This window comes from Leisingera daeponensis DSM 23529, assembly GCF_000473145.1.
Classification (GTDB): Bacteria; Pseudomonadota; Alphaproteobacteria; order Rhodobacterales; family Rhodobacteraceae; genus Leisingera; species Leisingera daeponensis.
In genome coordinates, this window is the sequence record NZ_KI421500.1 from 562,374 (window position 1) to 586,939 (window position 24,566).

The window sequence follows — 24,566 nt, forward strand, 5'->3', positions numbered from 1 at the left end:
TATATTCTGAAATCAGAATGTAACGTGCGAAAGGAGAAATCATGCCACTCAACTGGAAAGCCGGGGGGCTCTTGCTGGGGCTGGTGTTTTTCCTGGCGGTGCTGCTGGTCAAGCCCATCGGGGTCTCGACCCAGTTCGTGATCCTCGACGGCATCCTCGCGGACGCCGTGAACCCGCAGCTGGTGACGCAGACCGCCGACGGGTATACCTCCACCAACGCTTATCTGGCGAAATCGGACGGCAAATACGCCAAAGCCATCGCCAATCCGCTGAACTACAGCTTTGTCTTCGTGCTGGCGATGGCGCTGGGCGGGCTGCTGTCGGCCAAGCTCCGCGGCGGCATCACCGGGGCAGAGCGCAGCGTGCATGCCCTGTGGCGCGCCAACTTCGGCGACAGCACCGCGAAACGCTATGCCGCGGCCTTCCTTGGCGGGTTCATCGTGCTCTACGGCGCGCGGCTGGCGGGCGGCTGCACCTCGGGCCACATGATGTCCGGCATGATGCAGACCGCGCTGTCGGGCTACATCTTTGCCGCCGGCGCTTTTGCCGCCGCCATCCCCGTGTCGCTGATGCTGTTCAAGAAGGAGGCCTGAGCCATGACAACCATCCTCCTTGCAATCGTGATCGGCGCCGCCTTCGGCGCGGTGCTGGACCGGATCGGGGCCTCCAACCCCAACTATATCGGCAAGATGCTGAACCTCACCAACCTGAACCTGGCCAAGGCCATCCTGCTGGCGATCGGCACCGGCTCGGTCTTGATGTTCGGCGGCCAGATGGCGGGGCTGGTCGATGTCGGCCACATGTCGGTCAAGGCGGCCTATGCCGGGGTTTTCCTTGGCGGGCTGATGCTGGGCGCGGGCTGGGCGCTGGCGGGCTACTGCCCCGGCACCGGCGTGGTCGCTGCCGCCTCGGGCCGCAAGGACGCGCTGTTCTTCATCGCCGGCGGCCTGCTGGGCGCGGCGGCCTATATGGTCACCTACCCGGCGTGGAAGGCGAGCGGCCTCTTGGACAGTTTCGCGGGCGGCAAGGTGACCCTGGGCACGGTGCCGGGCGCTGAATACGACGGCCTGACCGCGCTGCCCGGCGACCTGCTGGGGATCATCCTGGGCCTTGGCTTTATCGCATTGGCCTTTGCCCTGCCGGAACGGCTGGTGCCGCAGAAATCTGCCGCGCAGCCTGCGGAATAACCCGCGCGCGCAGCAGCAGGGGAGCGCCCGCCGGGGATGGCGGGAGCTTTCCGGTCTTTCGCCCGCTTTTTGCGGGCGCTTCGCGCTTGAAACTTCCCCTGCCAGCGCCGAGGTTTAAAGGCAGCCGCCGCCCGGGCGGCCCGGGGAGAAACGCAAGATGCAGCACACCGCCCAGTTTGAGACCGCGCCGGAGACCGCGCTGGAATGGCACAGATCCGGCGCAGGCGCGGCCCTTGCGACCGTGGTGCAGACCTGGGGCTCCGCGCCGCGCCGCACCGGAGCGCAACTTGCTGTGTCCGGCGATGGCAGGATCGAAGGCTCCGTTTCCGGCGGCTGCGTCGAAGGCGCGGTTGTGGTGGAGGCGCAGGAGGCGCTGGCGGACGGCAAGCACCGGCTTTTGGAATTCGGCGTCAGCGATACGGATGCCTTTGCCGTCGGCCTTGCCTGCGGCGGCACCATCAAGGTTTTGGTGGAACCCATCGGCGCTGCGCTGCCTGCAGACCTTCTGGCGGAACTGGTAGAGGCCCGCGCCAGCCGCGCGCCCGTGGCCTATGAGGTGAACCTGGCAACCGGCGCCCGCCGCCTGGCGCGCGGGGAATACAAGGACCGGATGCGCATGGACCGCTCGGGGCTGGAGGACGACGGCGAGACCTTCGTGGCTGTCCACAACCCGCCGCTGCGGCTGGTGGTGGTGGGCGCGGTCCATATCGCCCAGGCCCTGGTGCCGATGGCGCGGATCGCGGGCTATGACCCGGTGATCATCGACCCGCGCGCGGCCTTCGCCTCAGCGGAGCGCTTCCCCGGCGAGGCCCTGATGGACGACTGGCCGGACGAGGCGGTCCAGAAGCTTGGCCTCGACAGCCGCACCGCGCTGGTGCTGCTGACCCATGACCCGAAACTGGACGACCCGGCGCTGCAGGCGGCGCTGGCAGCAGATGTCTTTTACATCGGCGCGCTGGGCAGCAAGAAAACCCACGCCGCCCGCGCCGCCCGGATGCAGGAGGCAGGCTTTACCGAGGATCAGATCAGCCGCATCCACGGCCCTATCGGCCTGGATATCGGCGCGGCAGGACCGGCGGAAATCGCGGTGTCCATCCTTGCCGAAATGACCGCCGTCCTGCGCGGCAAACAGCCATGAGGTTCGGCCCGGTTCCCCTGAAGGACGCCGAAGGCGCCATCCTCGCGCATTCCCTGCAGGGCGCATCGCGCAAGGTGGCCAAAGGCACGGTGCTGACCGCCGCCGACCTCGATGACTTGGACGCCGCAGGCCACGAGACGCTGACGGTCGCGCGGCTGGACCCCGCCGATATGCATGAGGACGCCGCTGCCGAAGCCCTCGCGCATGCGCTGGTGGCGGATCCGTCCGCGCAGGGCATACGCATCTCCGGATCCGGCACGGGGAGGGTCAATCTTTATGCCACAGGTGCCGGGCTGGTGCGGCTGGACCGGGACAAGCTGGAGGCCGTGAACGCGGTGGACCCGATGATCACCGTCGCCACCGTGCCGGACTATCACCGGGCCGATGCGGGGGGCATGCTGGCGACGATCAAGATCATCTCCTATGGGGTTTCCGCCGATGCCATCCGCCGCGCCAGCAGCGGGGCCGGGGACGCCATCCGGGTGCTGCCGCCGGTCCTGTCCTCCGCCACGCTGATCGAAACGGCGGTCACGGAAGACACCCCTTCCGACAAGGGCCGTGCAGCCATGGCGGGCCGCCTGCACCGGATGGGCATCACCCTCACGCCCCGCGTGGTGGTGCCGCACCGGGAGGACGCGATTGCCGGGGCCATCACCAGCGCACCGGGGCAGCTGGTGCTGATCCTGACCGGCTCCGCCACCTCTGACATCCACGACGTCGCACCCGAAGCGCTGCGCCTCGCAGGCGGCACCATGACCCGCTTCGGAATGCCGGTCGATCCCGGCAATCTGCTGTTTCTGGGCACCTGCCGGGACAAGCCGGTGATCGGCCTGCCGGGCTGCGCCCGTTCTCCGGCCCTCAACGGTGCCGACTGGGTGCTGGAGCGTGTGATCTGCGGCCTGCCTGTCCGCTCTGCGGATATCGCCGCCATGGGCGTCGGCGGGCTGTTGAAGGAAATCCCCACCCGCCCGATGCCGCGCCGCGATGCAGAAGGCTGAATGCGGCGCTGCAGCACGCGACAAGTGACGCAAGGTCACAACCTTGGGTAAGCCCCGCTGACGCGAATTTGCGCAGCAGCCCCGCCGGAAAACACTTCGCGGATCGGGGTCCCCGTGCTTAACTCCCGTCAGCCAGACAAAAACAAGCTAAAGGGAGGGTACTATGGCCAAGGTCTCCATGACCGTGAACGGCAAGGCTGCCAGCGGCGAGGTTGAAGGGCGCACGCTGCTGTCCTCATTCCTGCGCGAGCAGCTGGGGCTGACCGGCACCCATGTGGGCTGCGACACCAGCCAGTGCGGCGCCTGCGTGGTGCATGTGGACGGCCAGGCGGTGAAGGCCTGCACCATGCTGGCGCTGGAGGCCGAGGGGGCCGAGGTCGCCACCATCGAAGGCCAGGCCAACGCCGACGGCTCGCTCAACACCATCCAGCAGGCGTTCCAGGACCATCACGGGCTGCAATGCGGCTTCTGCACGCCGGGCATGGTGATGTCGGCGGCGGCGCTGCTGAAGGACAACCCCAAACCCAGCGAACAGGAAATCCGCGACTACCTCGAAGGCAACCTGTGCCGCTGCACCGGCTACCACAATATCGTCAAGGCGATCATGGCGGCCTCCGGGCAGGATGTGTCCTCCATCGCGGCGGAATGACCAGACGACCCCAGGCCGGACCGCGGCCTGAGCTGACCAAGGAGTAAGTGACAAAGAGGTGCGCCAGTGGCAGCACCCTCCAGGGAGGAAAGACCAGACATGCCCAAGGACCAAGGCATCGGCGCCAGCCCCAAGCGGCGCGAGGACGTGCGGTTCCTGACAGGAGCCGGAAACTACACCGACGACATCAATGTGAACGGCCAGGCCTACGTGCATTTCCTGCGCGCGGATGTGGCCCATGCGACCATCAACTCCATCGACACATCCGCGGCTGAGGCGATGCCCGGCGTGGTGAAGATCTTCACCGGTGCCGATTTCGCCGAGGTGGGCGGCATCCCCTGCGGCTGGGGCGTGACCGACCGCCACGGCAACCCGCAGCAGGAGCCGCGCCACCCGATCATCGCCGACGGCACCATCCGCCACGTGGGCGAGATTGTCGCCGCCGTGGTCGCCGACACGCTGGAACAGGCCCGCGATGCGGCGGAAGCGATTGAGCTGAGCCTCAGCGACAAGCCTGCCGTTGTGAACATGGCGGCGGCGTTGGCCGGCGGTGCCACCAAGGTGCATGAGGATCTGACCTCAAACCTCTGTTATGACTGGGTGTTCGGCAATTCCGATGACGACGCGGTGCAGGCGGCCTTTGACTCGGCGGCGCATGTGACGACGCTGGAACTGGTCAATAACCGGCTGGTCGCCAACCCGATGGAACCGCGCGTGGCGATCGGCGACTACAGCCGTGGCACGGATGAATACACGCTCCACACCACCAGCCAGAACCCGCATGTGATCCGCCTCCTGATGTGCGCCTTCGTGCTGGGCCTGCCGGAACACAAGGTGCGGGTGATTGCGCCGGACGTGGGCGGCGGCTTCGGCTCCAAGATCTTTCATTATGCCGAGGAAGCTTTCTGCACCTTCGCCGCCAAGGCCTGCGGGCGGGCGGTCAAGTGGACCTCGACACGGGCAGAGGCGTTCATCTCCGACGCCCATGGCCGCGACCATGTGACCAAGATCGAGCTGGCGCTGGACGCGGACAACAATTTCACCGCGCTGCGCACCAATACGATGGCCAACATGGGCGCGTATCTGTCGACGTTCTCCACCTCGGTGCCGAGCTACCTGCACGGCACGCTGATGGCGGGGAACTACAAGACGCCCATCGTGCAGGTGAACGTGAAAACCGTGTTCACCAACACCGTCCCGGTCGATGCCTACCGCGGCGCAGGCCGGCCGGAGGCGACCTTCCAGCTGGAGCGGGTGATCGACAAGGCCGCCCGCGAACTGGGGGCCGATCCGATTGCGCTGCGCCGCCAGAACTTCATCACCGAGTTCCCCTATGAGACCCCGGTGGCGCTGACCTATGACACCGGCGACTACGTGGCGACCATGGACAAGCTGGAGGAGGTCGCGGACGTGGCGGGCTTCGCCGCCCGCCGGGCTGAAAGCGAGAAGAACGGCAAGCTGCGCGGCTTTGGCGTCAACTGCTATATCGAGGCCTGCGGCATCGCGCCCTCCAACATCGTCGGGATGCTGGGCGCGCGGGCCGGTCTCTATGACGCCGCAACTGTGCGGGTGAATGCCACCGGCACCATCAGCGTCTTTGTCGGCGCGCATGCGCACGGGCAGGGGCATGAGACCACTTTCCCGCAGGTGGTTGCGGATATGATCGGCATCGACGAAAGCATGGTCGATATCGTGCATGGCGACACCGGGCGGGTTCCGTTCGGCATGGGCACTTACGGGTCGCGCTCCATCGCGGTCTGCGGCTCGGCCATGGTGCGGGCGACCGAGAAGATCATCGCCAAGGCCAAGAAGATCGCCGCCCACCTGATGGAGGCCTCCGACGCCGATATCGAGCTGAAGGACGGCCAGTTCACCGTCGCGGGCACCGACAAGTCGGTGGCCTGGGGCGATGTCTGCCTGACCGCCTATGTCCCCCACAACTACCCGCTGGAGGAGCTGGAGCCGGGGCTGGAGGAGACCGCGTTCTACGACCCGGCCAATTTCACCTACCCGGCCGGCGCCTATGCCTGCGAGGTGGAGGTGGACCCCGACACCGGCAAGGTCACCATCGAGCGCTTCGCGGCTGCCGATGATTTCGGCAATATCATCAACCCGATGATCGTCGACGGCCAGGTCCACGGCGGGCTGGGGCAGGGCATCGGCCAGGCGCTGCTGGAAAATGCGGCCTATGACGAGGACGGCCAGCTATTGTCGGCGTCCTTCATGGATTACGCCATGCCGCGCGCCGATGACGTGCCGTTCTACCGGGTGGACCATTCCTGCCAGACCCCCTGCACCCACAACCCGCTGGGCGTGAAGGGCTGCGGCGAGGCCGGGGCCATCGGCTCACCGCCCGCGGTGGTCAACGCGGTGATCGACGCGCTGCAATCGGGCGGCAAGAATGTCACCCACATTGACATGCCGCTGTCGCCGTCGCGCGTCTGGGCGGCGATGAACGGGTAAGGGCTCATGGGGGCGCTGCCCCCATACCCCCGGAGTATTTTCGGAAAGATGAAAGCCGGTGCGCCGGTTTTCGGAAAGGATACGGAATGTATGAATTCGAGTTCGAAAAGCCCGCATCCGTCGCCGAGGCGGTGGCGGCGCTGGCGGAGGAGGACGCGCTGGCGCTGGGCGGCGGGCAGACGCTGATCCCGACCCTGAAGCAGCGGCTGGCGATGCCGTCGAAACTGGTGAGCCTTGCGGGCATCGCGGAGATGAAGGGCGTCAGCGCCGGTGACGGCGTGCTCAGCATCGGCGGCGCAACGACCCATGCCGAAGTGGCCGCAGCCGCGGCCGGGAGCTATCCGGCGCTGGCGGATCTGGCCAGCCATATCGGCGATCCGGCGGTCAGGAACCGCGGCACCATCGGCGGCTCGCTCGCCAACAACGACCCGGCCGCCTGTTACCCGGCGGCGGCGCTTGCCAGCGGTGCCACCATCGTCACCAGCACCCGCGAGATTGCTGCGGATGACTACTTCCGCGGCCTGTTCGAGACTGCGCTGAATGAAGGCGAGATCATCACCGCGGTGCGCTTCCCGGTGCCGGAGAAGGCCAATTACCAGAAGTTCGAGCAGCCCGCCTCCCGCTTTGCGCTGGTCGGCGTGTTTGTTGCGAAATACGCCGCCGGCGTGCGGGTCGCGGTCACCGGCGCGTCGGAGGCGGGCGTGTTCCGCTGGCGCGAGGCCGAGGCGGCGCTGGATGCCGGTTTTTCGCCTGACGCGCTGGACGGCCTCAGCCTGGATGCCGACGGCATGATCGGCGATCTGCATGGCACCAAGGAATACCGCGCCCATCTGGCGGCGGTGATGACCAGGCGGGCGGTGGCGGCTGCGGCCTGAGACCGGCTGAACCGCGGAGACGCAGCAGGCACCGGGGTCCGGTGCCTGTTTGCGTTTGGGGCCGGGGCACCCCCTTCAAGGCAAAAGAAAAGCCCCGCAGGCGGAACCTGCGGGGCTGTGCCATGCACCTGCGGTGCGGCTTATTTCTTGGCCAGCGGGCCGATCATCATGATCATCTGGCGGCCTTCCATCTTCGGCATGTTTTCGACCTTGCCGATATCCTTGGTGTCTTCGGCCACCCGTTCCAGCAGCTCGCGGCCGAGGTTCTGGTGCGCCATCTCGCGGCCTCGGAAGCGCAGGGTGATTTTCACCTTGTCGCCGTTTTCCAGGAACTTGAAGACGTTGCGCATCTTCACTTCATAGTCATGAGTGTCCGTGTTGGGACGGAACTTGACCTCTTTGACCTCGATGATCTTCTGCTTCTTGCGGGCTTCGCTCTCGCGCTTCTGCTGTTCGTACTTGAACTTGCCAAAGTCCATGATCTTGCACACGGGCGGGTTGGCATTGGGCGAGATTTCAACCAGATCCAGTCCGGCTTCGGCAGCCATGTCCATGGCTTTGGCCGGATGCACGACCCCGACGTTTTCGCCATCGGCGCCAATCAGGCGGATTTCGGGGGCGCGGATTTTTTCGTTGACGCGCGGGCCGGTATCACGTTGCGGCGGCGCGTTATGAGGTCTGCGGGCTATGACTGCTATCCTTCTGTCATTGCAAAAAGTGCGGGAACGCTACTGCCCCCGCGCGTGTGATTCAAGACTTATGCCGGGTATGGCGGCAGGAAAGCTGTTTTTCAAGGCCGCATATCGCAAACCGCCTTTGGAACAGGCGCTTTTGCGGGCTGTTGCGGCGGCCGGGGCGCAGGCGGCAACATCCTGAAAAGGCAGGGTCGCGGCGGGGTTCCGCCGGTTGGCGGGCGGCAGCGGCGCGGGAGCGCCATGAGGCTGCGGCCGGGAACTTTCCCCTTGAGCAAAGCCGCCTGCGGTCCCATTTGGCAGAACAGAAGGCGAGAGACCGGCCAGCAGGGCCGGATCATGGAAGGAGCCCGTTATGAAAAAACTGTTGATCGTGATTGCCGTGGCCATTGCAGCGGTGTCCGCCTATGTGCTGCTGACCGGCCCGGAACCGCAGGAGACCGTGCCGCAGGAAACCGTGCCGCAGGAGACCGTGCCGCAGGTGCAGGAAGAGCAGAGCAGCACCGTGCCGGAATCCTCCGAAGAGAGCGCGGCCCCGGCTGAACAGGCCGCCGAAGACGCGGCGGCGGCCGTGGAGGAGGCGATTGAAACCGGCGCCGAAGCGGCCGGCGCGGCAGTTGAAGCTGTGCAGGACACGCTGAATCAGGCGGTGGATGCCGCTGCCGGGGCCGCCGGGGATGCCGTTGACGCGATCCAGGAGTCTGCGGGCCAGGACGGCGGCGTGGCGGATTTGGCCGGTGAGGCCGTGGATCAGGCAGGCCAGGCCGCGGATGCCGCAGCGGACAGCGCGGCTGGCGCAGCGGATGCGGCGCAGGATGCCGCGGCAGATGCCGCCACTGAGGAGCTGAACAGCGCAACCGGATCGGCCGAGGGCGATGCGGCGGTGGAAACCGAAGGCACCGCCGGCAGCAACTGAGCGCTGCTGGTGACATAACGCCGCGCGGCCGGGCTGGACCGGCCGCCGGATCAGTGCAGCCCGGTCAGTGCGGCCGGGTCTGGGCCTGCTGGGCCACGCGGGCGATCTGGTCCAGAGCGGACTGGCCGCCCGTCTTTCCCGCCTGGGGCTGCGGCGCCAGGAAGGCCAGGAAGGTTTCCCAGCCGGCGGGGCTGCTGCCCTGTTTGCGGGCGCGCTGAATCTGCAATTGCGCGATGCCGACCAGATCCAGCGGTTTGGACCCGTCATAGGCGCTGCCGGTGATACCGGCCAGATGGCCGCGGAATTTCCTGCCCATCGAGTTCAGCAGAAGCATCGGCGCGGTCACCGGCTGCCCGGCCTGCACCAGCTCGTCGAACAGCTGGTCGATGTCCTGCGGCGCGATGGCGCGCGGGTCATAGCGCGCCTTGATGGCGGCAATTTTTTCGGGGATCGAGGGCTGCACCTGGTCCGTGCGGGCCTGAAAGCCTGCCACTGCAGCCTTGACGCGGGCCTTGCCTGCCTCTGTTCTGACGGACATGAAGACGGGCGCCTGCCCGGAGGCCAGTTCATTCTGCATTTCGAGCTTCTCCATTCTGGATACTTGCTTCCGGAATACAGAATCATCCCCAACAAATGATAAACGGGAGGCGGCGGCCTCCCGTCAAAACAGTGTCAAAAATGGGGCTGCCAGCGGCGGCCCCCCGGCGCCGGATCAGTCCAGGAACGCCTTTTCCACCACGAAATGCGCAGGCTTGGAATTGGCGCCTTCCTCCAGCCCGTAGGTGTTCTCGAACAGGTCCTTGAGCTCCAGGTTAAAGGCCAGGTTGCCGCAGATCATCGCGCGGTCGCTTTCCGGGTTCAGCGGCGGCACGCCGAGATCGGCAAACGCCTCGCCGGAGCGCAGCAGGTCGGTGATGCGGCCCATCTTGGGGCTCTCCTCGCGGGTGGTGGTCGGGTAGTATTTGATCTTCTTCCAGAAGCCTTCGCCGATCACCTCGTTCAGCAGCTCGTCGTGCTTCAGGCTCTCGATCAGCTCCCGGCCATAGGTCAGCTCGCCAGCCTCGCGGCAGGTGTGGGTGATGATCACCTCGTCAAATTTTTCGTAGGTTTCGGGCTCGCGCAGCAGCGAGGCAAAGGGCGCAAAGCCGGTGCCGGTGGCAAAGAACCAGATCCGCTTGCCGGGAACCAGCGCGTCATGCACCAGGGTGCCGACCGGCTTGGGGCGCAGGATGATCTCGTCGCCTTCCTTGATGTGCTGCAGCCTGGAGGTCAGCGGGCCGTCCTGCACCTTGATGGAGTAGAACTCCATTTCCTCGTCCCAGGAGGGCGACGCGATGGAGTAGGCGCGCAGCAGCGGTTTCTGCTTGCCGGTCTTGGGGTCCGGATCGCCCATCAGGCCGATCATCACGAATTCGCCGGAGCGGAAACGCAGGGAGGCAGGGCGGGTGCAGCGGAAGGAAAACAGCCGGTCGGTCCAGTGCTTCACTTGGGTGACGGTCTGGGCGTCGGGCAGGGCCGGCACCGCTTTGGCCGGTTTCAGGTCGGTTGCAGTGTCGGTCACGGGTGTCATCTCATTCATCGGTTCCACTGCCGGAGGAGTAGCCGGCACCTCTGATTAATCTTTGATACAGGTCAGGAAAAGCCCCCGTTTTGGAAAACCGGCCCCGCGCGTGACGCAACGGAACCGGTTTTGGAGGCATTTCCCGGGTTCGGGAGGGCTGGCTCAGCGGGCGGCGGTGCTGCCGCGCAGGCGGGCCTGATAGCTGTGGTCCTGCCAGTTGGCGCGGGCCAGCCACTGGTCCTCCGGCTGGCGGGCGGCCAGCTCATCGCTCAGCTCCACCTCGTCAAAGCCGGAGCGGCGGGCCATCGCATACTGGTCTGCGATCACATGGCCGAAGGCGCGCAGGCGGCCCTCATAACCCTTGAGGCGCAGCTGGCGGGCCAGGGTGAAGCCGCGGCCGTCGGCAAAGCTGGGGAAGGCGACCCGCACCAGCTCCACGCCGTCCAGCGATACCTCGTTCAGATTGGCATCCGAGGCCAGCTCCAGCACGTTCGAGCCGTCAAAGCCGCCGGTCCAGTCATCGGCGGCAAAGCCGGTGTCGGTCACGATAACAGTCATCTCACTCACGCTCCTGTGCGTACGAATTTGCCATCCACCACGTGGATGCCGCATTCTTCTTTGTTCTCTCCGCGCCACCGGCCGGCGCGCGGGTCTTCGCCTTCCTTGACCGGGCTGGTGCAGGGCGCGCAGCCGATCGACGGGTAGCCCTTGGCCACCAGCGGATGGCGGGGCAGGCGGTTTTCATCCATATAGGTGCGCACGTCCTCGGGCGCCCAATGGGCCAGCGGGTTGATCTTGAGCCGTCCGGTCGGGCCTTCCGGGCCGTCCTCGACCTCGAAGAACTCAAGCGCGGCGCGGCTGCCGGACTGGAACCGCTTGCGGCCGGTGATCCAGCCGTCATACCCGTCCAGCGCCTGTTGCAGCGGGATCGTCTTGCGCAGGGTGCAGCAGGCGTCCTTGTCGCTGAACCGCAGCGCGCCGTAGGGGTCTTTTTCGGCGATGTCACCGGCGCGGATAATGCGCACATTGCGCAGGCCCAGCCGCTCGCTCACTTCCTGCTGATAGATCAGCGTCTCGGTGAACAGCAGCTCGGTGTCCACGAACACAACCGGCGTCATCGGGTCGATGATCGCGGCCATGTGCAACAGCACCACGGATTCCGCGCCGAAAGAGGAGACCAGCGCGATGTGCCCTGCGTCCCGCAATGCGCCCTCCATCACCGAGGTGGCCGAGTGGTGGCGGTAGCGCGCATTGAGCGCTTCCGCCTTGGCGGCCAGCTCCCGGTCCCGGAGGGGGATTTCCCCTCCGGCGGGCGTGTTTCCGGCTGAATGGACCATCGGATCAGGCGACCTTTTTCTGTGCCTCGGGATAGAGCGCGGCCTTGAACGGCTCCATGCCGATCCGGCGGTAGGTTTCGAGGAAGGTTTCGTCCGCGCTTTCGCGCTGGTCCATGTAGACCTCGACGATGCGCTCCACGGCAGGCACGATCTCGTCATAGGCAAAGCCGGGGCCGGTGCGGGTGCCGATGGCCGCCGTCTCGGTGGCGTCGCCGCCCAGGGTGATCTGGTAGTTCTCCACCCCTGCGCGGTCGAGGCCCAGGATGCCGATGTGGCCCACGTGGTGATGGCCGCAGGCGTTGATGCAGCCCGAGATCTTGATCTGCAGATGGCCGATGTCGTGCTCCATCTTCAGCTCGTCAAAGCGGGTGGCAATCTCCTGCGCGACCGGGATCGAGCGGGCGGTGGCCAGCGCGCAATAGTCCATGCCCGGGCAGGCGATGATGTCGGAGATCAGGCCGATGTTGGCCGTGGCCAGGCCATGCGCTTTCAGCGTGGCGTGGATCGCGGGCAGGTCGTTCTTGTGGACATGCGGCAGGATCACGTTCTGCTGGTGGCTGATGCGCAGCTCGCCATAGCCGTATTGCTCGGCCAGATCGGCCATCACCCGCATCTGCTCTGCCGTCGCGTCGCCCGGAGTCTGGCCATGCGCCTTGATCGAGATGGTGGCGATGGCATGGCCTTCGGCGCGGTGCGCGTGCAGGTTGGTGTCGGCCCAGGCGCGGAACACCGGGTCGCTGGCATAGGCCGCGTCGAACGCACCGGTGGACCCGGAGCGGAACTCCGGCGCCTGGAAATGCGTCTTGATCTCTTCCAAGAGCTGCTGGTCGGTGCCGTCGTACTGGCCGCGGATCGCCATGAAGGCCTCCTCGGTCATCGCGCGGTAGGTGTCGATGCCGTTCTCGGAAACGGTGATCTTGATGCGCGCCTTGTACTTGTTGTCGCGCCGGCCCAGCACGTTGTAGACGGTCAGAACCGACTCCAGATAGGGCAGCAGATCCGCCTGCGGCAGGAACTCGCGCAGCACCTGGCCGATCATCGGGGTGCGGCCCAGGCCGCCGCCGACGATGACCTTGAAACCAATGTTGCCGTCCTTCTCGACCACCTGCAGGCCCACATCGTGCGCCTTGATCACCGCGCGGTCGCTGCCGCTGCCGGTGATGGCGATCTTGAACTTGCGGCCCAGGAACTGGAATTCCGGGTGGTCGGTGGACCACTGGCGGATCAGCTCGGCATAGGGGCGGGGATCGGTCAGCTCATCCGCGGCGGCACCGGCGAAATGGTCGGCGGTGGTGTTGCGGATGGTGTTGCCGGAGGTCTGGATGGCGTGCAGGCCAGCCTCACCCAGCGCGTCCAGCATGTCCGGAATGTCGCGCAGTTTCGGCCAGTTGTACTGGATGTTCTGGCGGGTGGTGAAATGGCCGTAGCCCTTGTCCCACTTCTCCGCCAGGAGCGCCAGGGTGCGCATCTGGTTCGGGTTCAGGGTGCCATAGGGGATCGCGACCCGCAGCATATAGGCGTGCAGCTGCAGGTAGACGCCGTTCATCAGGCGCAGCGGCTTGAACTCGTCCTCGGTGAGGGAGCCGTCGATGCGGCGCTCGACCTGGGCGCGGAACTGGGCGTTACGTTCGGCCAGGAAGGCTTCGTCGAATTCATTGTACTTATACATTGGCGTCAGCCTCCTGCTTGCCGTGGAAGTAGTTGGAGGGGCCGGTGCGGCGGAATTCCTCGCGGAAGTGGGTGGGCTCGGGGCCGTTCGGGCCTGCCTTGGCGTCGGCCAGATAGGCGCCGACGATCTTGATGTTCTGCTTCTCTGCTTCCAGCAGGCGCAGCTGGGCTTCGGCCTCGTCTGTGATCAGTTCTGCCTCCGACAGCTCGCGGGTCCAGGTGTCCTGGGCGGTGAAGTAGATCACGTCGCCTTCCAGCAGGTCGTTGGCGGTGATGACTTTGGGCGTAAAGGCGCGGGCCATTATGCAAGCTCCGTTTTGAGGTCGTTCAGGGCCGCCGCCGCCTGGCGCGGGGCAAGGCCCAGGAAGGTGAGGGCAGGGCCGCCGAAACCAGCCGCATCAAGGTCGGCAGGCAGGCGGTCCAATGTGGTGTCCAGCACCCGCTGATCGGGGCGGGAGGCGTTCTCGACGATGGTCACCGGCGTCGCGCGGTCTGCCCCGTGCATGATCAGGCGGCCCTGCACGAAACGCGCGGATTTCTTGCCCATATAGACGGCGGCCACCTCGCCCGGGCGCGCCAGCGCGGCCCAGTCATGATCGGCAAAGCCACTCATCGCGTGTCCGGTCAGGAACCGCACCGCGGTGTTGCGGCCGCGCTGGGTCAGGCTCTGGCCGATGGCGGCGGCCGCTGCCGAAGCGGCGGTGATGCCGGGAATGATGCTGTAGGCGATGCCCGCTTCCTCGCAGGCGGTCAGCTCTTCGTCCAGGCGGGCAAAGATCGCCGGATCGCCGCCCTTCAGGCGCAGCACCTTCTTGCCTTCTTTCGCCAGCTCCACCAGCCGGGCGTTGATGTCCGCTTGGCTGACCTGCGCGCCAAAGCCTTCCTTGCCGGCGTCTTCCAGCACCGCCTGCGGGCCGGCCAGAGCGAGGATGTCATCGCTGACCAGACGGTCGTGCAGGATCACGTCGGCGGCTTGCAGCGCGCGCAGCGCTTTCAGGGTCAAGAGCTCCGCATCGCCGGGGCCGGACCCGGCAAAGATGACCTGGCCCGCAGCCATACAGTCCATGCCGCCGCGGACGCGAGTGGCGGCATTGGCGGCATGTGTCGTTGGTGCGGACATCCCTGTACCCTCTTTGGTGTGTTTGACTTAAGGGTAGATATAGGAAATATTCCCGGTATCGCGCTATATGGGCGCGGAAATAAGAACAATGGTTTTGCCGCGGCGGGACATCGGGCCGTTTGGTCCTCACATAAGGAGAAAACAGGAATGACGGTGCGGATCGACGGCACGGACCGGAAAATTCTGGCTGAACTGCAACGGGATGCGAGCCAGTCGCTGGACGAAATAGCCCGCCGGGTGGGGTCTTCCAAGACCCCTGTCTGGAATCGGATCCGCAAGCTGAAGGAGGCCGGGGTGATCGGCCAGCAGACGGTGCTTTTGGATCCGGAGGCGCTGGGGTTCGAGGCCTGTTTCTTTGTCCTCATCCGCACCTCGGAGCATGAGGCGGAATGGCAGGCCAAGTTCCTGCAGGCCCTGCGCGACCGCCCCGAGGTGCAGGAGGCGCACCGGCTGGCGGGTGATATCGACTATATCCTCAAGGTGCGGGTGCAGAACGCGCGCGCCTATGATGTCTTCTATCAGGCGCTGATTTCCGAGGTGAAGGTGCACAATGTAACAGCGCTTTTGTCGATGGAGGAGATCAAGTCGACCACCATGCTGCCGCTGGGCGCCTGAGGCACCGGGGGGACGGCGGCCTGCCAGCCGCTGCGCTGCCCTGGGTGGAGCAAGGAGGGGGCGCTGCCCACGGTGGGGCAAGGAGGGGGCGCTGCCCCCTCGGCGCTGATGCGCCTCACCCCGGAGTATTTAGCCAAAGGTGAAACGGGGGCGCCGCGCCGCGCCAGCGGCGCCGGGCCCAACCGGGCAAGGGGATCCGGGATCCCTGCCGCGCGGGCGGGAGCGCCCCCGGTCCTTAAGAGCGGGTCACCAGCAGCCGGGTCAGCCCGTGGAAATGGTAGCTGTTGTTGTATTCGGGCTCTGCTGCCAGTTTCAGGTCCGGGCAGCGCTCGAACAGGATTGGCAGGGCGATCTGCATTTCCAGCCGCGCCAGCGGCGCGCCGACGCAGAAATGGAGGCCGCCGCCGAAGCTCTTGTTCACCTTGGGCGGTCTTGACGGGTCGAAACGCTCCGGGTCGTCCAGCGCCGCCGGGTCGCGGTTGGCAGCGCCCAGCAGCAAGGCCACCTGATCGCCGCGCTGGAAGGTGTGGCCGAACACCTCTGCCTCCTCATAGGCGTAGCGGGTGAACATGTGCAGCGGCGGATCAAAGCGCAGAATCTCCTCCACCAGCCCCTCGATGCCCGCGGGCGCCAGCCACTCCGGCTGCCAGCCCTGCTGCAGCATCGTCTTCACGCCGTTGCCCAGCGAATGCACGGTGGCCTCGTGGCCGGCATTCAGCAGCAGGATGCACGTGCCGATCAGCTCATCGGCGGAGAGCTTGTCGCCTTCCTCCTCAGCCGCGATCAGCCGGGTGATCAGGTCGTCGCGGGGATCGTCGCGGCGGTCGTCAATGTAGCGGCGCAGGAAGTCCGTGAATTCTTGCGAGGCCTGTGCCGCAGCGTGTTCGGTCGCCTCGGTGCGCGCGGCCTGATACATCGCCACCATCCTGTGCGACCAGTCCAGAAGCTGCGGCGCCATCTCCTCCGGCACCCCCAGCAGGCGGCAGATGGTGATGACCGGCACCTGCGTGCAATAGGCGTCCAGCAGGTCGAAGGGCCGGTCCGGGAAGGCGTCGATCAGCTGGTGGCACAGATCCCTGATGCCCGGCTCCAGCGCCGCGATTTCGCGCGAGGTGAAGGCGCGCAGCACCAGCTTGCGCAGGCGGGTGTGGCGCGGCGGCTCGGCATCCAGCATCGAATGCGCCTCTACCGCCAGAAAGGGCGCGAGATGGGCGGGGCCTTCGGTGCGCAGTTCCTCCGGCACCTCGCGGCCGAAGCGGCGGTCGCGCAGCAGCATATGCACCGCGGAATGGCCGAAGGCGGCTGCCATGCCGTAGTCCTGCCAGTGGTGCAGCTGGCCCTCAGCCCGGGCGGCGGCATAGAAACGATAGGGATCCTGCACAAAGGCGGGATCGGTGGGGGATTGGCATAAAGTCTTCATATACCGGTTGTTGCCGCTGCATCTGGCCAATGCAAGGGGGGCTTTGATAACGTGCCGCCATGAAAACACAAAACCTTCTTCGCTGGAGCCTGCCCGCCGGGTTCCTTCTGGCCGTGGCGGCGCTGGCGCTGGCGGCGTGGTCCTATGGCTACCGGCAGGCGCTGGACAGCCTGGCCGAGCGCAGTGCGGCCGATCTGGCGCTGGCCTCGGACCGGGTGAGCACGCAGTTGCAGGTCTATCAGGAACTGGCGGTGCTGACCGCGGAGCATCCGGCGCTGGCGGATCTTTCTACGCCTGAGGCGCAGGCCGGGGCGGCGGACCTGCTGCGGTCGGTGGCGGACAAGACCGCGGCGCTGGATGTGTTCTTTGCTGCGGCGGACGGGCAGGTGCTGGCGGCGGCCGAAGGGGTGACAGGCGCCGGCGTGGCGCGGCAGGATTACTTCGTCCGGGCGATGCAGGGGGCCTTGGGCACCGGCCACGGGGTGCTGCAGCCGGACGGCCAGCGGGCGTATTTCTATGCGGCCCCTGCCTTTGCCCATGACGGGCGGGTGCGCGGGGCACTGGTGGTGGTCGCCGATGTGGCGGATGTGGAGCAGACCTGGCGCGGCTCGCTGCCGGCGGTGTTCTTCACCGATCAAACCGGCGAGGTGTTCATTGCCAACCGGTCGGAGCTGCTGTTCTGGCAGCGCGGCGGGGCGGCTGCGGAAGCAGAACCGGGGCAGCCGGAGGTGACCGGCAGGCGCCGTCATGCCGGCCACGAGATCTGGTCGCTGAGGGGCAGCGCTTACCTGCCGCAGCAGGCGCTGCATCTGTCGGTGGACCTGCCGGTCATCGGCATGACCGGCGAGATCCTGGTGGATGTGGCCCCGGCGCGGCGGATTGCGGTGCTGCAGGCGGCGGCGCTGGCGGCGGTGTGCCTCGCCCTGGGGGCGATGCTGTTCATCGTGATGGAGCGCCGCCGCACCCTGGCGGAGGCCAACGCGGTGCTGGAAAGCCGGGTCGAGGCGCGCACACGGGCGCTGTCGGCGGCCAACCTGCAGCTGCGCCGCGAAGTGCGCGAGCGCGAGGAGGCCGAGGCGGCGCTGAAGCGCGCGCAGGAGGAGCTGGTGCAAGCGGGCAAGCTGTCGGCGCTGGGGCAGATGTCGGCGGGGATCAGCCATGAGCTGAACCAGCCCTTGATGGCGATCCAGCAGTATGCCGAGAACGGCGCCGCCTTTCTGGAGCGCGGCAAGGCGGCGCGCACCGGGGAAAACCTGGGGCGGATTTCGGACATGGCGGCGCGGATGGCGCGGATCATCAAGAACCTGCGCGCCTTTGCCCGCAACGAGAGCGAGCCGATGGGGCAGGTCGATCTGGTGCAGGTGATCAGCGCCGCGGCAGAGCTGACCGCGCCGCGGCTGAAGGCGGAGCGGGTGGATCTGCGCTGGCAGCCCGGCGATTATCCCGCGCCAATCTATGCCTGGGGCGGCGAGGTGCGGCTGACGCAGGTTTTCGTGAACCTGATCAACAACGCCGCGGACGCCATGCAGGGGCAGGTGGAGAAGGTGATCTCGATCTCTGTCGACAGCGGCCCGCGGCTGCAGGTGCGGGTGCAGGACAGCGGCCCCGGCATCAAGGAGCCGGAGAAGATGTTCGAGCCGTTCTATTCCACCAAGGCGGTTGGCAGCTCCGAGGGGATGGGGCTTGGGCTGTCGATTTCCTACGGGCTGGTGCAGAGCTTTGGCGGCAACATCCGCGGCACCAACACCGGCGGCGGCGCGGTGTTCACGGTGGAACTGGAGCCGTGGAGCGAGGCCGGGCAGAGGGATGATGCCGCATGATCCGCAAGGTGCTTTTGGTGGATGACGATGCTGCCGTGCGCGAGGCGCTGGCGCAGACGCTGGAGCTGAACGAGCTGGAGGCGGTCGCGGCGGGGTCCTTTGTGGCGGCAAAGGACCATATCACCCGCGGCTTCGAGGGGGTCATCGTCTCGGACCTGCGGATGCCGGGGCGGGACGGGTTTCATCTGCTGGACTATGCCCGCAGCGTGGATGACGAGCTGCCGGTGGTGCTGCTGACCGGCGAGGGCGACATTCCGATGGCGGTGAAGGCGATGTCGCAGGGGGCGTTCGATTTCCTGGAGAAACCCTGCGCCGCCGCCGACTTCCTGCCGGTGCTGGAGCGCGCGCTGAAGACGCGGGCGCTGGTGCTGGAGAACCGGCGGCTGAAGCGGCAGCTGGAAACCGGCGATCCGGCCTCCAGGCTGCTGTTCGGCACCTCGCCGCAGGCGGAGGAGATGCGCCAGCGGGTGCGGGCGGTGGCGCCGACGGGGGCGGAGGTGCTGGTGACCGGCGCGCCGGGCAGCGGCATTTCCAAGGTGGCGGAGGTCATCCACCTGATGTCGCCTGCGGGCCAGGGGCCGTTTGTGAAACGCCCGGCGGCCGGGCTGGCGGCGGAGACAGTGGCCGGGCTGTGCCAGGAGGCGGCGGGCGGCTCGCTGTTCCTGGACGAGGTGCAGGCGCTGCCGGAAGCGGCGCAGTATGCTCTGCTGGCGCAGCTTGAGCAGGGCGGCGGGGTGCGGATCATCGCAGGGTCCAGCGCCGGTCTGGCGGATCTGGCGCAGGCGGGGAAATTCAGCGCCGATCTGTTTTACCGGCTGGATGTGATGCGGGTGCGCATCCCCTCGCTGGCGGAGCGCCCGGGCGACATTCCCGTGCTGTTCCGCCATTACGTGGCGCAGGCGGCGGAACAGGCGGGGATTGAGCCGCCGGAGATCAGCCAGGACCATCTGGCGGCGCTGATGGCGCAGGACTGGCCGGGCAATGCGCGCTCCCTGATGTCGGCGGCGATGCGGTTTGTGCTGGGAATGCCGGAGGAGGCCGCCGCTGCTGCCGGGCTGGGGCTGGCGGAGCAGATGGCGCAGGTGGAGCGCTCGCTGCTGATCGCGGCGCTGGGCCGGGTCAACGGGCGCGCGGCTGCGGCCGCGGAAGCCCTGAAGCTGCCGCGCAAGACGTTCTACGATAAATTGGCCCGCTATGGCATCCGGCCCGAGGATTACCGCCGCTGAGGGCGCTGGGCCTGGAACCTTGCGGTTCGTCCGATCCGGCGGTGATGCCGGGGCAGGAAGGAGGCGGCGCCGCCGGAAAGCCCCAAGGGGGCCATGGGCGGAGGGTGGACGGGGGTCGCAAGCCCCCGTGTCCGCTGAAGCCTTCGGTGCGGGACGCCCCTGCACCCGATGAAGAGGTGGTCTTGGGGGCCCTGTGATCTCCTGGCGGTGCGGGGTGTCAGTCCGCACCAGTGTCGCGACGGGATGCAGTATCGCAGGACCAGGTTAAGGCCGGGAAAGCGGGGCGTGCGGTGGATGCGCAACACCCTAGCGGACGCTCAGGAGAGAGTGCCTGTTTGCGCATTATCGGCCCGTGCCGCGAAGCGGCAGGACCCGCGCCCGGCCTCCCCGGAAGGGCGCTTCGCACCCGCCGGGGGCCGGGCGCGGGCCTGAAGTTGCAGACTCGCCGCGAGATGATTCCACCTTTGCAATTCTGTCCGGCGCTAACATTTGTGCGGATTTCCGCACAAAGCCCGAAGCGCCTTGTGCGGGATTTCGCACAGCTTTTGATCCGCATCCCCGGGCAGCCTTGGGGTGGGCCCGTAAGCCTCTGTCAAATGGCGGAAATTCCGGATGGCAGATGATTCCCGAATCAAATCTTGAGCGGCTTTCCGCAACTTGGGATGCTCTGAGCGGGCTTCAGCCATGCGCTGAGGGCAACATAGAATTTTCTGATGATTTTTCTGGGAGGAAAGACATGAAATTCCTGACCACTGCTGCGACCGCACTGGCGCTGGCCGTTTCCGCAGGCGCTGCAAGCGCCGCCTGTGACGACGGCGAAATCGTGGTGAAGTTCAGCCACGTCACCAACACCGACAAGCACCCCAAGGGGATTGCCGCATCGCTGCTGCAACAGCGCGTCAACGACGAGATGAACGGCACCATGTGCATGGAGGTCTACCCGAACTCCACCCTCTACAACGACGACAAGGTGCTGGAGGCGATGCTGCAGGGCGACGTGCAGATGGCGGCGCCGTCGCTGTCGAAATTCGAGCAGTTCACCAAGCAGTTCCGCATCTTCGACCTGCCGTTCATGTTCAAGAACATCGAAGCCGTGGATGCCTTCCAGGCCTCGGATGCCGGCCAGGCGATGAAAGAATCGATGGCCCGCCGCGGCATTCTGGGCCTGGAGTTCTGGCACAACGGCATGAAGCAGATGTCGGCCAACAAGCCGCTGATCTCGCCTGAGGATGCCAAGGGCCTGAAGTTCCGCGTGCAGCAGTCGGAAGTGCTGAAGGCGCAGTTCGAAGCCTTGGGCGCCAGCCCGCAGCCGATGGCCTTTTCCGAGGTCTACGGCGCGCTGCAGACCGGCGTTGTGGACGGGCAGGAGAACACCTGGTCCAACGTCTACGGCCAGAAGTTCTTTGAGGTGCAGGACGGCATCACCGAGACCAATCACGGCGCGCTTGACTATCTGGTTGTGACCTCCACCGACTGGTGGGACAGCCTGCCTGAAGACGTGCGCAGCCAGCTGGCCACTATCGTGCGCGAGGTCAGCATGGAGCGGAACGCAGCGGTGGGCGAGGTCGACAAGGAAGCCCGCCAGGCGGTGCTGGATGCCGGCGGTGTGATCCGCGAGCTGGACGAGGCGCAGCGCCAGGCCTGGCTCGAAGCGATGAAACCGGTCTGGGAGCAGTTCCGCGACGATGTTGGCCAGGACAACATCGAAGCCGCGCAGGCGATCAACGCAGGTTTCTGATTCCGTTCGCCTGACACACCGAAGCGGCCCGGCTCCCGCCCTGCGGAGCCGGGCCTTTGCAAACCCGGCGCTGGCCGCCGGGCAGGGGGATACTTCCATGTCTTCAAAGTATGTGCCCGCCTCCGGCCTGGGCCGCGCGGTTAACGAGCTGGAGGAGACCGCCATCGCGGTGATCCTCGGTGCGATGACCCTCATCACCTTCGTCAACGTGATTTTGCGCTACGTCTTTTCCTCCGGGCTGATCTGGGGGCTTGAGGCGGTGACGTTCCTGTTCGCCTGGCTGGTGCTTTTCGGCGTCAGCTATGCCGTCAAGATCACTGCGCATCTGGGGGTGGATGCGGTCACCAGCCTGCTGGCGCCGCGCACGCGGCGGATCGCCGCCATTGTGGCTGGCCTGATCTGCCTGGCCTATGCCGCGCTTCTGCTGAAGGGGGCCTGGGACTACTGGGCCAACTTCGCCAACCTGCCGCAGACCACGGGCCGCTGGTTCCCGACGGGGTTCGAGGAGATGAAGCGCACGTCTTACCGCGGCTGGTACGAGGTGGTGGACATCAGCTTTCCCGAGTGGCTGCGTTTCATCGAGCCGGTCATGAATGAGGGCGAGCATTACGAGAAGCTGCCGCGCTTCATTCCCTATTTCATCCTGCCTTTCGGGATGGCGCTTTTGCTGTTCCGCTTTGTGCAGGCCTTTCTGGCCATCCTGTGCGGCGACAGCGACAGCCTGATCGTCAGCCACGAAGCCGAAGACGCCGTCGAAGATGTGCGCCATATGAACGCCGGGGACTAACTGAATGGACGTCTTGATTCTCTTTATCATGGTCGTGGGGCTGATGCTGATCGGGGTGCCGATCGCGGTCTCGCTGGGCTTCTCCTCGATCATCTTCCTGCTGGTGCTGAGCGATACATCGCTGGCCTCCATCGCGCAGACGCTGTTTCAGGCGATGGCGGGGCATTACACGCTGCTGGCAATCCCGTTCTTCATCCTGGCCTCCTCGTTCATGTCCACGGGCGGGGTGGCGAAACGGATCATCCGCTTTTCCATCGCCTGCGTCGGCCATCTGCGCGGCGGGCTGGCGATTGCCGGGGTGTTTGCCTGCATGCTGTTTGCGGCGCTGTCGGGCTCGTCGCCCGCAACCGTGGTGGCGATCGGCTCCATCGTGATCGCCGCCATGCGGCAGGCGGGCTATACCAAGGAGTTCGCGGCAGGCGTCATCGCCAACGCGGGCACCCTGGGCATCCTGATCCCGCCCTCCATCGTGATGGTGGTCTATGCGTCCGCCACCGATGTCTCGGTCGGCCGGATGTTCCTTGCGGGCGTCATTCCGGGCATCATGGCCGGCGTGATGCTGATGGTGACCATCTATATCATGGCTGGCATCCGCGGCATGCCCAAGGGCGAGTGGCAGGGCTGGGGCGAGATCGGCAGCAGCTTTGCCGAGGCCTTCTGGGGCCTGATGCTGATCGTCATCATCATGGTCGGGATCTACGGCATCCCCGGCATCACCGGCGCGATCTTCACGCCGACGGAAGCGGCGGCGGTGGCCTCGGTCTATGCCTTTATCGTGGCAGTCTTCGTCTATCGCGACATGGGCCCGCTGAAGGCAAAGGACGGCGGCCGCAACAAGACGCTGCTGCAGTACCCGCTGGCGCTGGTGACCGCCTTTTTCCACAAGGACACCCGCCACACGCTGTTTGAGGCGGGCAAGCTGACGATCACGCTGATGTTCATCATCGCCAACGCGCTGATCCTGAAGCATGTGCTGACCGATGAGCAGATCCCGCAGCATATCGCCAGCGCCATGCTGTCCGCGGGCTTTGGCCCGGTGATGTTCCTGATCGTCGTCAACGTGATCCTGCTGATCGGCGGCCAGTTCATGGAACCGTCGGGCCTGCTGGTCATTGTGGCACCGCTGGTGTTCCCGATTGCCATCGAGCTGGGCATCGACCCGATCCACCTGGGCATCATCATGGTGGTCAACATGGAGATCGGCATGATCACCCCGCCGGTCGGCCTGAACCTGTTCGTGACTTCGGGTGTGGCAGGGATGCCGATGATGGCAGTGGTGCGGGCCGCCCTGCCGTTCCTGGCGGTGCTGTTCGTCTTCCTGATCATGGTGACCTACATCCCCTGGATTTCGACCTATCTGCCGAATTCCATCATGGGGCCGGAGATCATAACGAAGTAGCTTTAAGGTAAAAAGAAACGCCCCGGGAAACCGGGGCGCTTTGCATTTCAGGAGAGGGGCGCTGCCCCGCAGGTTTATGTTGGAAGAGGGGCGCTGCCCCTCTTGGCCGTTGGCCAATTCACCCCGGAGTATTTGGGGGAAAGATGAAGCCCAGGCAGATTTCATCTTTCCAAAAATACTCAAATCCAAGGCCCGGGCCGCTGCGCGCCGGTCAGCTGGCTTCCAGCGCGCTGATGATCGGGGAGAAATCCGCGGCCTTGAGGCTGGCACCGCCCACAAGCGCGCCATCGACGTTGGAGACAGCAAAGATCTCCGCGGCATTGGAGGGCTTGACCGAGCCGCCGTAGAGCAGGCGGATGCTGTCTGCGGTGTCCGCGCCGAAGCGGGCGGTGAGCTCGGCGCGCAGGAAATCGTGAACCTCGGCGATCTGCTCCAGCGTCGGCACCTTGCCGGTGCCGATGGCCCAGACCGGTTCGTAAGCGATCACGGTGTTTGCGCCGGTGGCATTGGCGGGCACGGAGCCTGCGAGCTGGGTGCCTGCCACATTCAGCGTGTTGCCTGCTTCGCGTTCCGCGAGGGTTTCACCGATGCAGATCACGGCCGTGAGGCCCTCGGAAATGGCGGCCTCCGCCTTGGCGCAGACCTGGGCGTCGGTCTCGCCGTGGTCGGCGCGGCGTTCGGAATGGCCGAGGATCACGGCGGAGGCGCCTGCGTCCTTGAGCATGGCAGCGGACAGATCGCCGGTGTGGGCGCCGGACGCCTTTGCGTGGCAGTCCTGGCCGCCGATGGCGATGCCCCGGGCGGCCTCTGCGGCGCGCGACAGCAGGGTTGCGGGCGGGCAGATCAGGATGTCTGCGGCCGGGGCGGGGTGGCTTTCCGCGAGCGCTGCGAGCTCGGCCAGGGCCGCGCCGGTGCCGTTCATTTTCCAGTTGCCTGCTGCAAGTTTACGCCGCATGG

General features: G+C 66.2%; 25 protein-coding genes. 15 read left to right on the forward strand and 10 right to left on the reverse strand.

Annotated features, from left to right (window positions below; all coding sequences use genetic code 11):
• The first annotated feature begins 41 nt into the window (after positions 1-41).
• The 7 genes from DAEP_RS0103120 (at position 42) to DAEP_RS0103150 (ending at position 7,310) form a co-directional block, all read left to right on the forward strand.
• A complete protein-coding gene (locus DAEP_RS0103120) occupies positions 42-593 on the forward strand; it encodes a YeeE/YedE thiosulfate transporter family protein (RefSeq protein WP_008555346.1) in 552 nt (183 codons plus the stop codon).
• A gap of 3 nt (positions 594-596) precedes the next feature.
• Positions 597-1,187, forward strand: coding sequence for a DUF6691 family protein (locus DAEP_RS0103125; protein WP_027243651.1), 591 nt, complete (start codon positions 597-599; stop codon positions 1,185-1,187).
• A 157-nt stretch (positions 1,188-1,344) separates the two neighbouring features.
• The gene (locus DAEP_RS0103130) at positions 1,345-2,325 is read left to right on the forward strand and encodes an XdhC family protein (protein ID WP_027243652.1); all 981 of its coding nucleotides are present in this window, start codon (positions 1,345-1,347) and stop codon (positions 2,323-2,325) included.
• Entirely contained in the window at positions 2,322-3,323 is a 1,002-nt protein-coding gene (locus DAEP_RS0103135) for a molybdopterin-binding protein (protein WP_027243653.1), read from the forward strand. Before DAEP_RS0103130 ends, DAEP_RS0103135 begins: the two co-directional genes overlap by 4 nt.
• Positions 3,324-3,486: 163 nt before the next feature.
• Complete coding sequence (locus DAEP_RS0103140; RefSeq protein ID WP_008555838.1) at positions 3,487-3,972, forward strand: (2Fe-2S)-binding protein; 486 nt, start codon at positions 3,487-3,489, stop codon at positions 3,970-3,972.
• Positions 3,973-4,071: 99 nt separating this feature from the next.
• The gene (locus DAEP_RS0103145) at positions 4,072-6,435 is read left to right on the forward strand and encodes a xanthine dehydrogenase family protein molybdopterin-binding subunit (RefSeq protein WP_027243654.1); all 2,364 of its coding nucleotides are present in this window, start codon (positions 4,072-4,074) and stop codon (positions 6,433-6,435) included.
• Positions 6,436-6,521: 86 nt separating this feature from the next.
• Entirely contained in the window at positions 6,522-7,310 is a 789-nt protein-coding gene (locus DAEP_RS0103150; protein WP_027243655.1) for an FAD binding domain-containing protein, read from the forward strand.
• Positions 7,311-7,450: 140 nt separating this feature from the next.
• On the opposite strand, the gene infC is transcribed toward DAEP_RS0103150, so the two are convergent.
• Positions 7,451-8,008 carry a translation initiation factor IF-3 gene (gene infC / locus DAEP_RS22390; protein WP_425411781.1) on the reverse strand — a complete coding sequence of 186 codons (558 nt, stop codon included), beginning with the start codon at positions 8,006-8,008 and terminating at the stop codon, positions 7,451-7,453.
• On the opposite strand from infC, the gene DAEP_RS23890 reads away from it, so the two are divergent.
• Positions 7,998-8,186, forward strand: a complete 189-nt coding sequence (locus tag DAEP_RS23890) for a hypothetical protein (RefSeq protein WP_154665023.1) — start codon at positions 7,998-8,000, stop codon at positions 8,184-8,186. The two genes, infC and DAEP_RS23890, sit on opposite strands and share 11 nt — an antisense overlap.
• A 171-nt stretch (positions 8,187-8,357) precedes the next feature.
• Positions 8,358-8,918 (forward strand): hypothetical protein, encoded by a 561-nt coding sequence (locus tag DAEP_RS22395; RefSeq protein WP_051337310.1) that lies wholly within the window; start codon positions 8,358-8,360, stop codon positions 8,916-8,918.
• Positions 8,919-8,982: 64 nt separating this feature from the next.
• Here DAEP_RS22395 and DAEP_RS0103175 read toward each other — a convergent pair whose 3' ends face one another.
• The 7 genes from DAEP_RS0103175 to cobA all read right to left on the reverse strand — a co-directional run bounded on the left by DAEP_RS0103175 (position 8,983) and on the right by cobA (position 14,541).
• On the reverse strand, positions 8,983-9,510 hold the full coding sequence (locus DAEP_RS0103175; protein ID WP_027243657.1) for a hypothetical protein: 528 nt from the start codon (positions 9,508-9,510) through the stop codon (positions 8,983-8,985).
• Positions 9,511-9,630: 120 nt separating this feature from the next.
• Entirely contained in the window at positions 9,631-10,497 is an 867-nt protein-coding gene (locus DAEP_RS0103180) for a ferredoxin--NADP reductase (RefSeq protein WP_008553951.1), read from the reverse strand.
• Positions 10,498-10,641: 144 nt separating this feature from the next.
• Positions 10,642-11,037 carry a DUF934 domain-containing protein gene (locus tag DAEP_RS0103185; protein ID WP_008557872.1) on the reverse strand — a complete coding sequence of 132 codons (396 nt, stop codon included), beginning with the start codon at positions 11,035-11,037 and terminating at the stop codon, positions 10,642-10,644.
• Between the two features lie 5 nt (positions 11,038-11,042).
• Positions 11,043-11,816, reverse strand: coding sequence for a phosphoadenylyl-sulfate reductase (locus DAEP_RS0103190; protein WP_008557778.1), 774 nt, complete (start codon positions 11,814-11,816; stop codon positions 11,043-11,045).
• A gap of 4 nt (positions 11,817-11,820) precedes the next feature.
• Complete coding sequence (locus tag DAEP_RS0103195) at positions 11,821-13,485, reverse strand: nitrite/sulfite reductase (protein ID WP_027243658.1); 1,665 nt, start codon at positions 13,483-13,485, stop codon at positions 11,821-11,823.
• The gene (locus DAEP_RS0103200; RefSeq protein WP_008553694.1) at positions 13,478-13,786 is read right to left on the reverse strand and encodes a DUF2849 domain-containing protein; all 309 of its coding nucleotides are present in this window, start codon (positions 13,784-13,786) and stop codon (positions 13,478-13,480) included. The genes DAEP_RS0103195 and DAEP_RS0103200 overlap by 8 nt, the downstream gene beginning before the upstream one ends.
• The gene (cobA, locus tag DAEP_RS0103205) at positions 13,786-14,541 is read right to left on the reverse strand and encodes a uroporphyrinogen-III C-methyltransferase (RefSeq protein ID WP_084204392.1); all 756 of its coding nucleotides are present in this window, start codon (positions 14,539-14,541) and stop codon (positions 13,786-13,788) included. The genes DAEP_RS0103200 and cobA overlap by 1 nt, the downstream gene beginning before the upstream one ends.
• 210 nt (positions 14,542-14,751) lie before the next feature.
• Between cobA and DAEP_RS0103210 the strand changes: the two genes are divergently transcribed.
• Complete coding sequence (locus DAEP_RS0103210; protein ID WP_008553370.1) at positions 14,752-15,219, forward strand: Lrp/AsnC family transcriptional regulator; 468 nt, start codon at positions 14,752-14,754, stop codon at positions 15,217-15,219.
• A gap of 235 nt (positions 15,220-15,454) precedes the next feature.
• On the opposite strand, the gene DAEP_RS0103215 is transcribed toward DAEP_RS0103210, so the two are convergent.
• On the reverse strand, positions 15,455-16,639 hold the full coding sequence (locus DAEP_RS0103215; protein WP_027243660.1) for a cytochrome P450: 1,185 nt from the start codon (positions 16,637-16,639) through the stop codon (positions 15,455-15,457).
• Positions 16,640-16,698: 59 nt separating this feature from the next.
• Between DAEP_RS0103215 and DAEP_RS0103220 the strand changes: the two genes are divergently transcribed.
• The 5 genes from DAEP_RS0103220 to DAEP_RS0103240 all read left to right on the forward strand — a co-directional run bounded on the left by DAEP_RS0103220 (position 16,699) and on the right by DAEP_RS0103240 (position 23,609).
• The gene (locus tag DAEP_RS0103220) at positions 16,699-18,459 is read left to right on the forward strand and encodes a sensor histidine kinase (protein ID WP_027243661.1); all 1,761 of its coding nucleotides are present in this window, start codon (positions 16,699-16,701) and stop codon (positions 18,457-18,459) included.
• Positions 18,456-19,685, forward strand: coding sequence for a sigma-54-dependent transcriptional regulator (locus tag DAEP_RS0103225; RefSeq protein WP_008555690.1), 1,230 nt, complete (start codon positions 18,456-18,458; stop codon positions 19,683-19,685). Before DAEP_RS0103220 ends, DAEP_RS0103225 begins: the two co-directional genes overlap by 4 nt.
• Before the next feature lie 736 nt (positions 19,686-20,421).
• Positions 20,422-21,423, forward strand: coding sequence for a DctP family TRAP transporter solute-binding subunit (locus DAEP_RS0103230; RefSeq protein WP_008555477.1), 1,002 nt, complete (start codon positions 20,422-20,424; stop codon positions 21,421-21,423).
• A 97-nt stretch (positions 21,424-21,520) separates the two neighbouring features.
• Positions 21,521-22,210: a TRAP transporter small permease gene (locus tag DAEP_RS0103235; protein ID WP_027243662.1), complete on the forward strand. Its 690-nt coding sequence runs from the start codon at positions 21,521-21,523 to the stop codon at positions 22,208-22,210.
• 4 nt (positions 22,211-22,214) lie between these two features.
• Entirely contained in the window at positions 22,215-23,609 is a 1,395-nt protein-coding gene (locus tag DAEP_RS0103240; protein ID WP_008557670.1) for a TRAP transporter large permease, read from the forward strand.
• A gap of 211 nt (positions 23,610-23,820) precedes the next feature.
• Here DAEP_RS0103240 and tpiA read toward each other — a convergent pair whose 3' ends face one another.
• The gene (gene tpiA / locus DAEP_RS0103245) at positions 23,821-24,564 is read right to left on the reverse strand and encodes a triose-phosphate isomerase (RefSeq protein ID WP_027243663.1); all 744 of its coding nucleotides are present in this window, start codon (positions 24,562-24,564) and stop codon (positions 23,821-23,823) included.
• Positions 24,565-24,566 lie beyond the last annotated feature (2 nt).

Excerpts from the sequence above, each read along its gene's own strand:
- DAEP_RS0103230 (WP_008555477.1), top strand. The coding sequence starts at position 20,422 with ATGAAATTCCTGACCACTGCTGCGACCGCACTGGCGCTGGCCGTTTCC.
- DAEP_RS0103140 (WP_008555838.1), top strand. The coding sequence starts at position 3,487 with ATGGCCAAGGTCTCCATGACCGTGAACGGCAAGGCTGCCAGCGGCGAG.
- DAEP_RS0103225 (WP_008555690.1), top strand. The coding sequence starts at position 18,456 with ATGATCCGCAAGGTGCTTTTGGTGGATGACGATGCTGCCGTGCGCGAG.
- DAEP_RS0103200 (WP_008553694.1), bottom strand. The coding sequence starts at position 13,786 with ATGGCCCGCGCCTTTACGCCCAAAGTCATCACCGCCAACGACCTGCTG.
- tpiA (WP_027243663.1), bottom strand. The coding sequence starts at position 24,564 with ATGCGGCGTAAACTTGCAGCAGGCAACTGGAAAATGAACGGCACCGGC.
- DAEP_RS23890 (WP_154665023.1), top strand. The coding sequence starts at position 7,998 with ATGACTGCTATCCTTCTGTCATTGCAAAAAGTGCGGGAACGCTACTGC.
- cobA (WP_084204392.1), bottom strand. The coding sequence starts at position 14,541 with ATGGCTGCGGGCCAGGTCATCTTTGCCGGGTCCGGCCCCGGCGATGCG.
- DAEP_RS0103180 (WP_008553951.1), bottom strand. The coding sequence starts at position 10,497 with ATGAATGAGATGACACCCGTGACCGACACTGCAACCGACCTGAAACCG.
- DAEP_RS0103130 (WP_027243652.1), top strand. The coding sequence starts at position 1,345 with ATGCAGCACACCGCCCAGTTTGAGACCGCGCCGGAGACCGCGCTGGAA.
- DAEP_RS0103175 (WP_027243657.1), bottom strand. The coding sequence starts at position 9,510 with ATGGAGAAGCTCGAAATGCAGAATGAACTGGCCTCCGGGCAGGCGCCC.
- DAEP_RS0103135 (WP_027243653.1), top strand. The coding sequence starts at position 2,322 with ATGAGGTTCGGCCCGGTTCCCCTGAAGGACGCCGAAGGCGCCATCCTC.
- DAEP_RS22395 (WP_051337310.1), top strand. The coding sequence starts at position 8,358 with ATGAAAAAACTGTTGATCGTGATTGCCGTGGCCATTGCAGCGGTGTCC.
- DAEP_RS0103145 (WP_027243654.1), top strand. The coding sequence starts at position 4,072 with ATGCCCAAGGACCAAGGCATCGGCGCCAGCCCCAAGCGGCGCGAGGAC.
- DAEP_RS0103240 (WP_008557670.1), top strand. The coding sequence starts at position 22,215 with ATGGACGTCTTGATTCTCTTTATCATGGTCGTGGGGCTGATGCTGATC.
- DAEP_RS0103215 (WP_027243660.1), bottom strand. The coding sequence starts at position 16,639 with ATGAAGACTTTATGCCAATCCCCCACCGATCCCGCCTTTGTGCAGGAT.
- DAEP_RS0103190 (WP_008557778.1), bottom strand. The coding sequence starts at position 11,816 with ATGGTCCATTCAGCCGGAAACACGCCCGCCGGAGGGGAAATCCCCCTC.
- DAEP_RS0103150 (WP_027243655.1), top strand. The coding sequence starts at position 6,522 with ATGTATGAATTCGAGTTCGAAAAGCCCGCATCCGTCGCCGAGGCGGTG.
- DAEP_RS0103185 (WP_008557872.1), bottom strand. The coding sequence starts at position 11,037 with ATGACTGTTATCGTGACCGACACCGGCTTTGCCGCCGATGACTGGACC.
- DAEP_RS0103235 (WP_027243662.1), top strand. The coding sequence starts at position 21,521 with ATGTCTTCAAAGTATGTGCCCGCCTCCGGCCTGGGCCGCGCGGTTAAC.
- DAEP_RS0103120 (WP_008555346.1), top strand. The coding sequence starts at position 42 with ATGCCACTCAACTGGAAAGCCGGGGGGCTCTTGCTGGGGCTGGTGTTT.
- DAEP_RS0103210 (WP_008553370.1), top strand. The coding sequence starts at position 14,752 with ATGACGGTGCGGATCGACGGCACGGACCGGAAAATTCTGGCTGAACTG.
- DAEP_RS0103195 (WP_027243658.1), bottom strand. The coding sequence starts at position 13,485 with ATGTATAAGTACAATGAATTCGACGAAGCCTTCCTGGCCGAACGTAAC.
- DAEP_RS0103125 (WP_027243651.1), top strand. The coding sequence starts at position 597 with ATGACAACCATCCTCCTTGCAATCGTGATCGGCGCCGCCTTCGGCGCG.
- DAEP_RS0103220 (WP_027243661.1), top strand. The coding sequence starts at position 16,699 with ATGAAAACACAAAACCTTCTTCGCTGGAGCCTGCCCGCCGGGTTCCTT.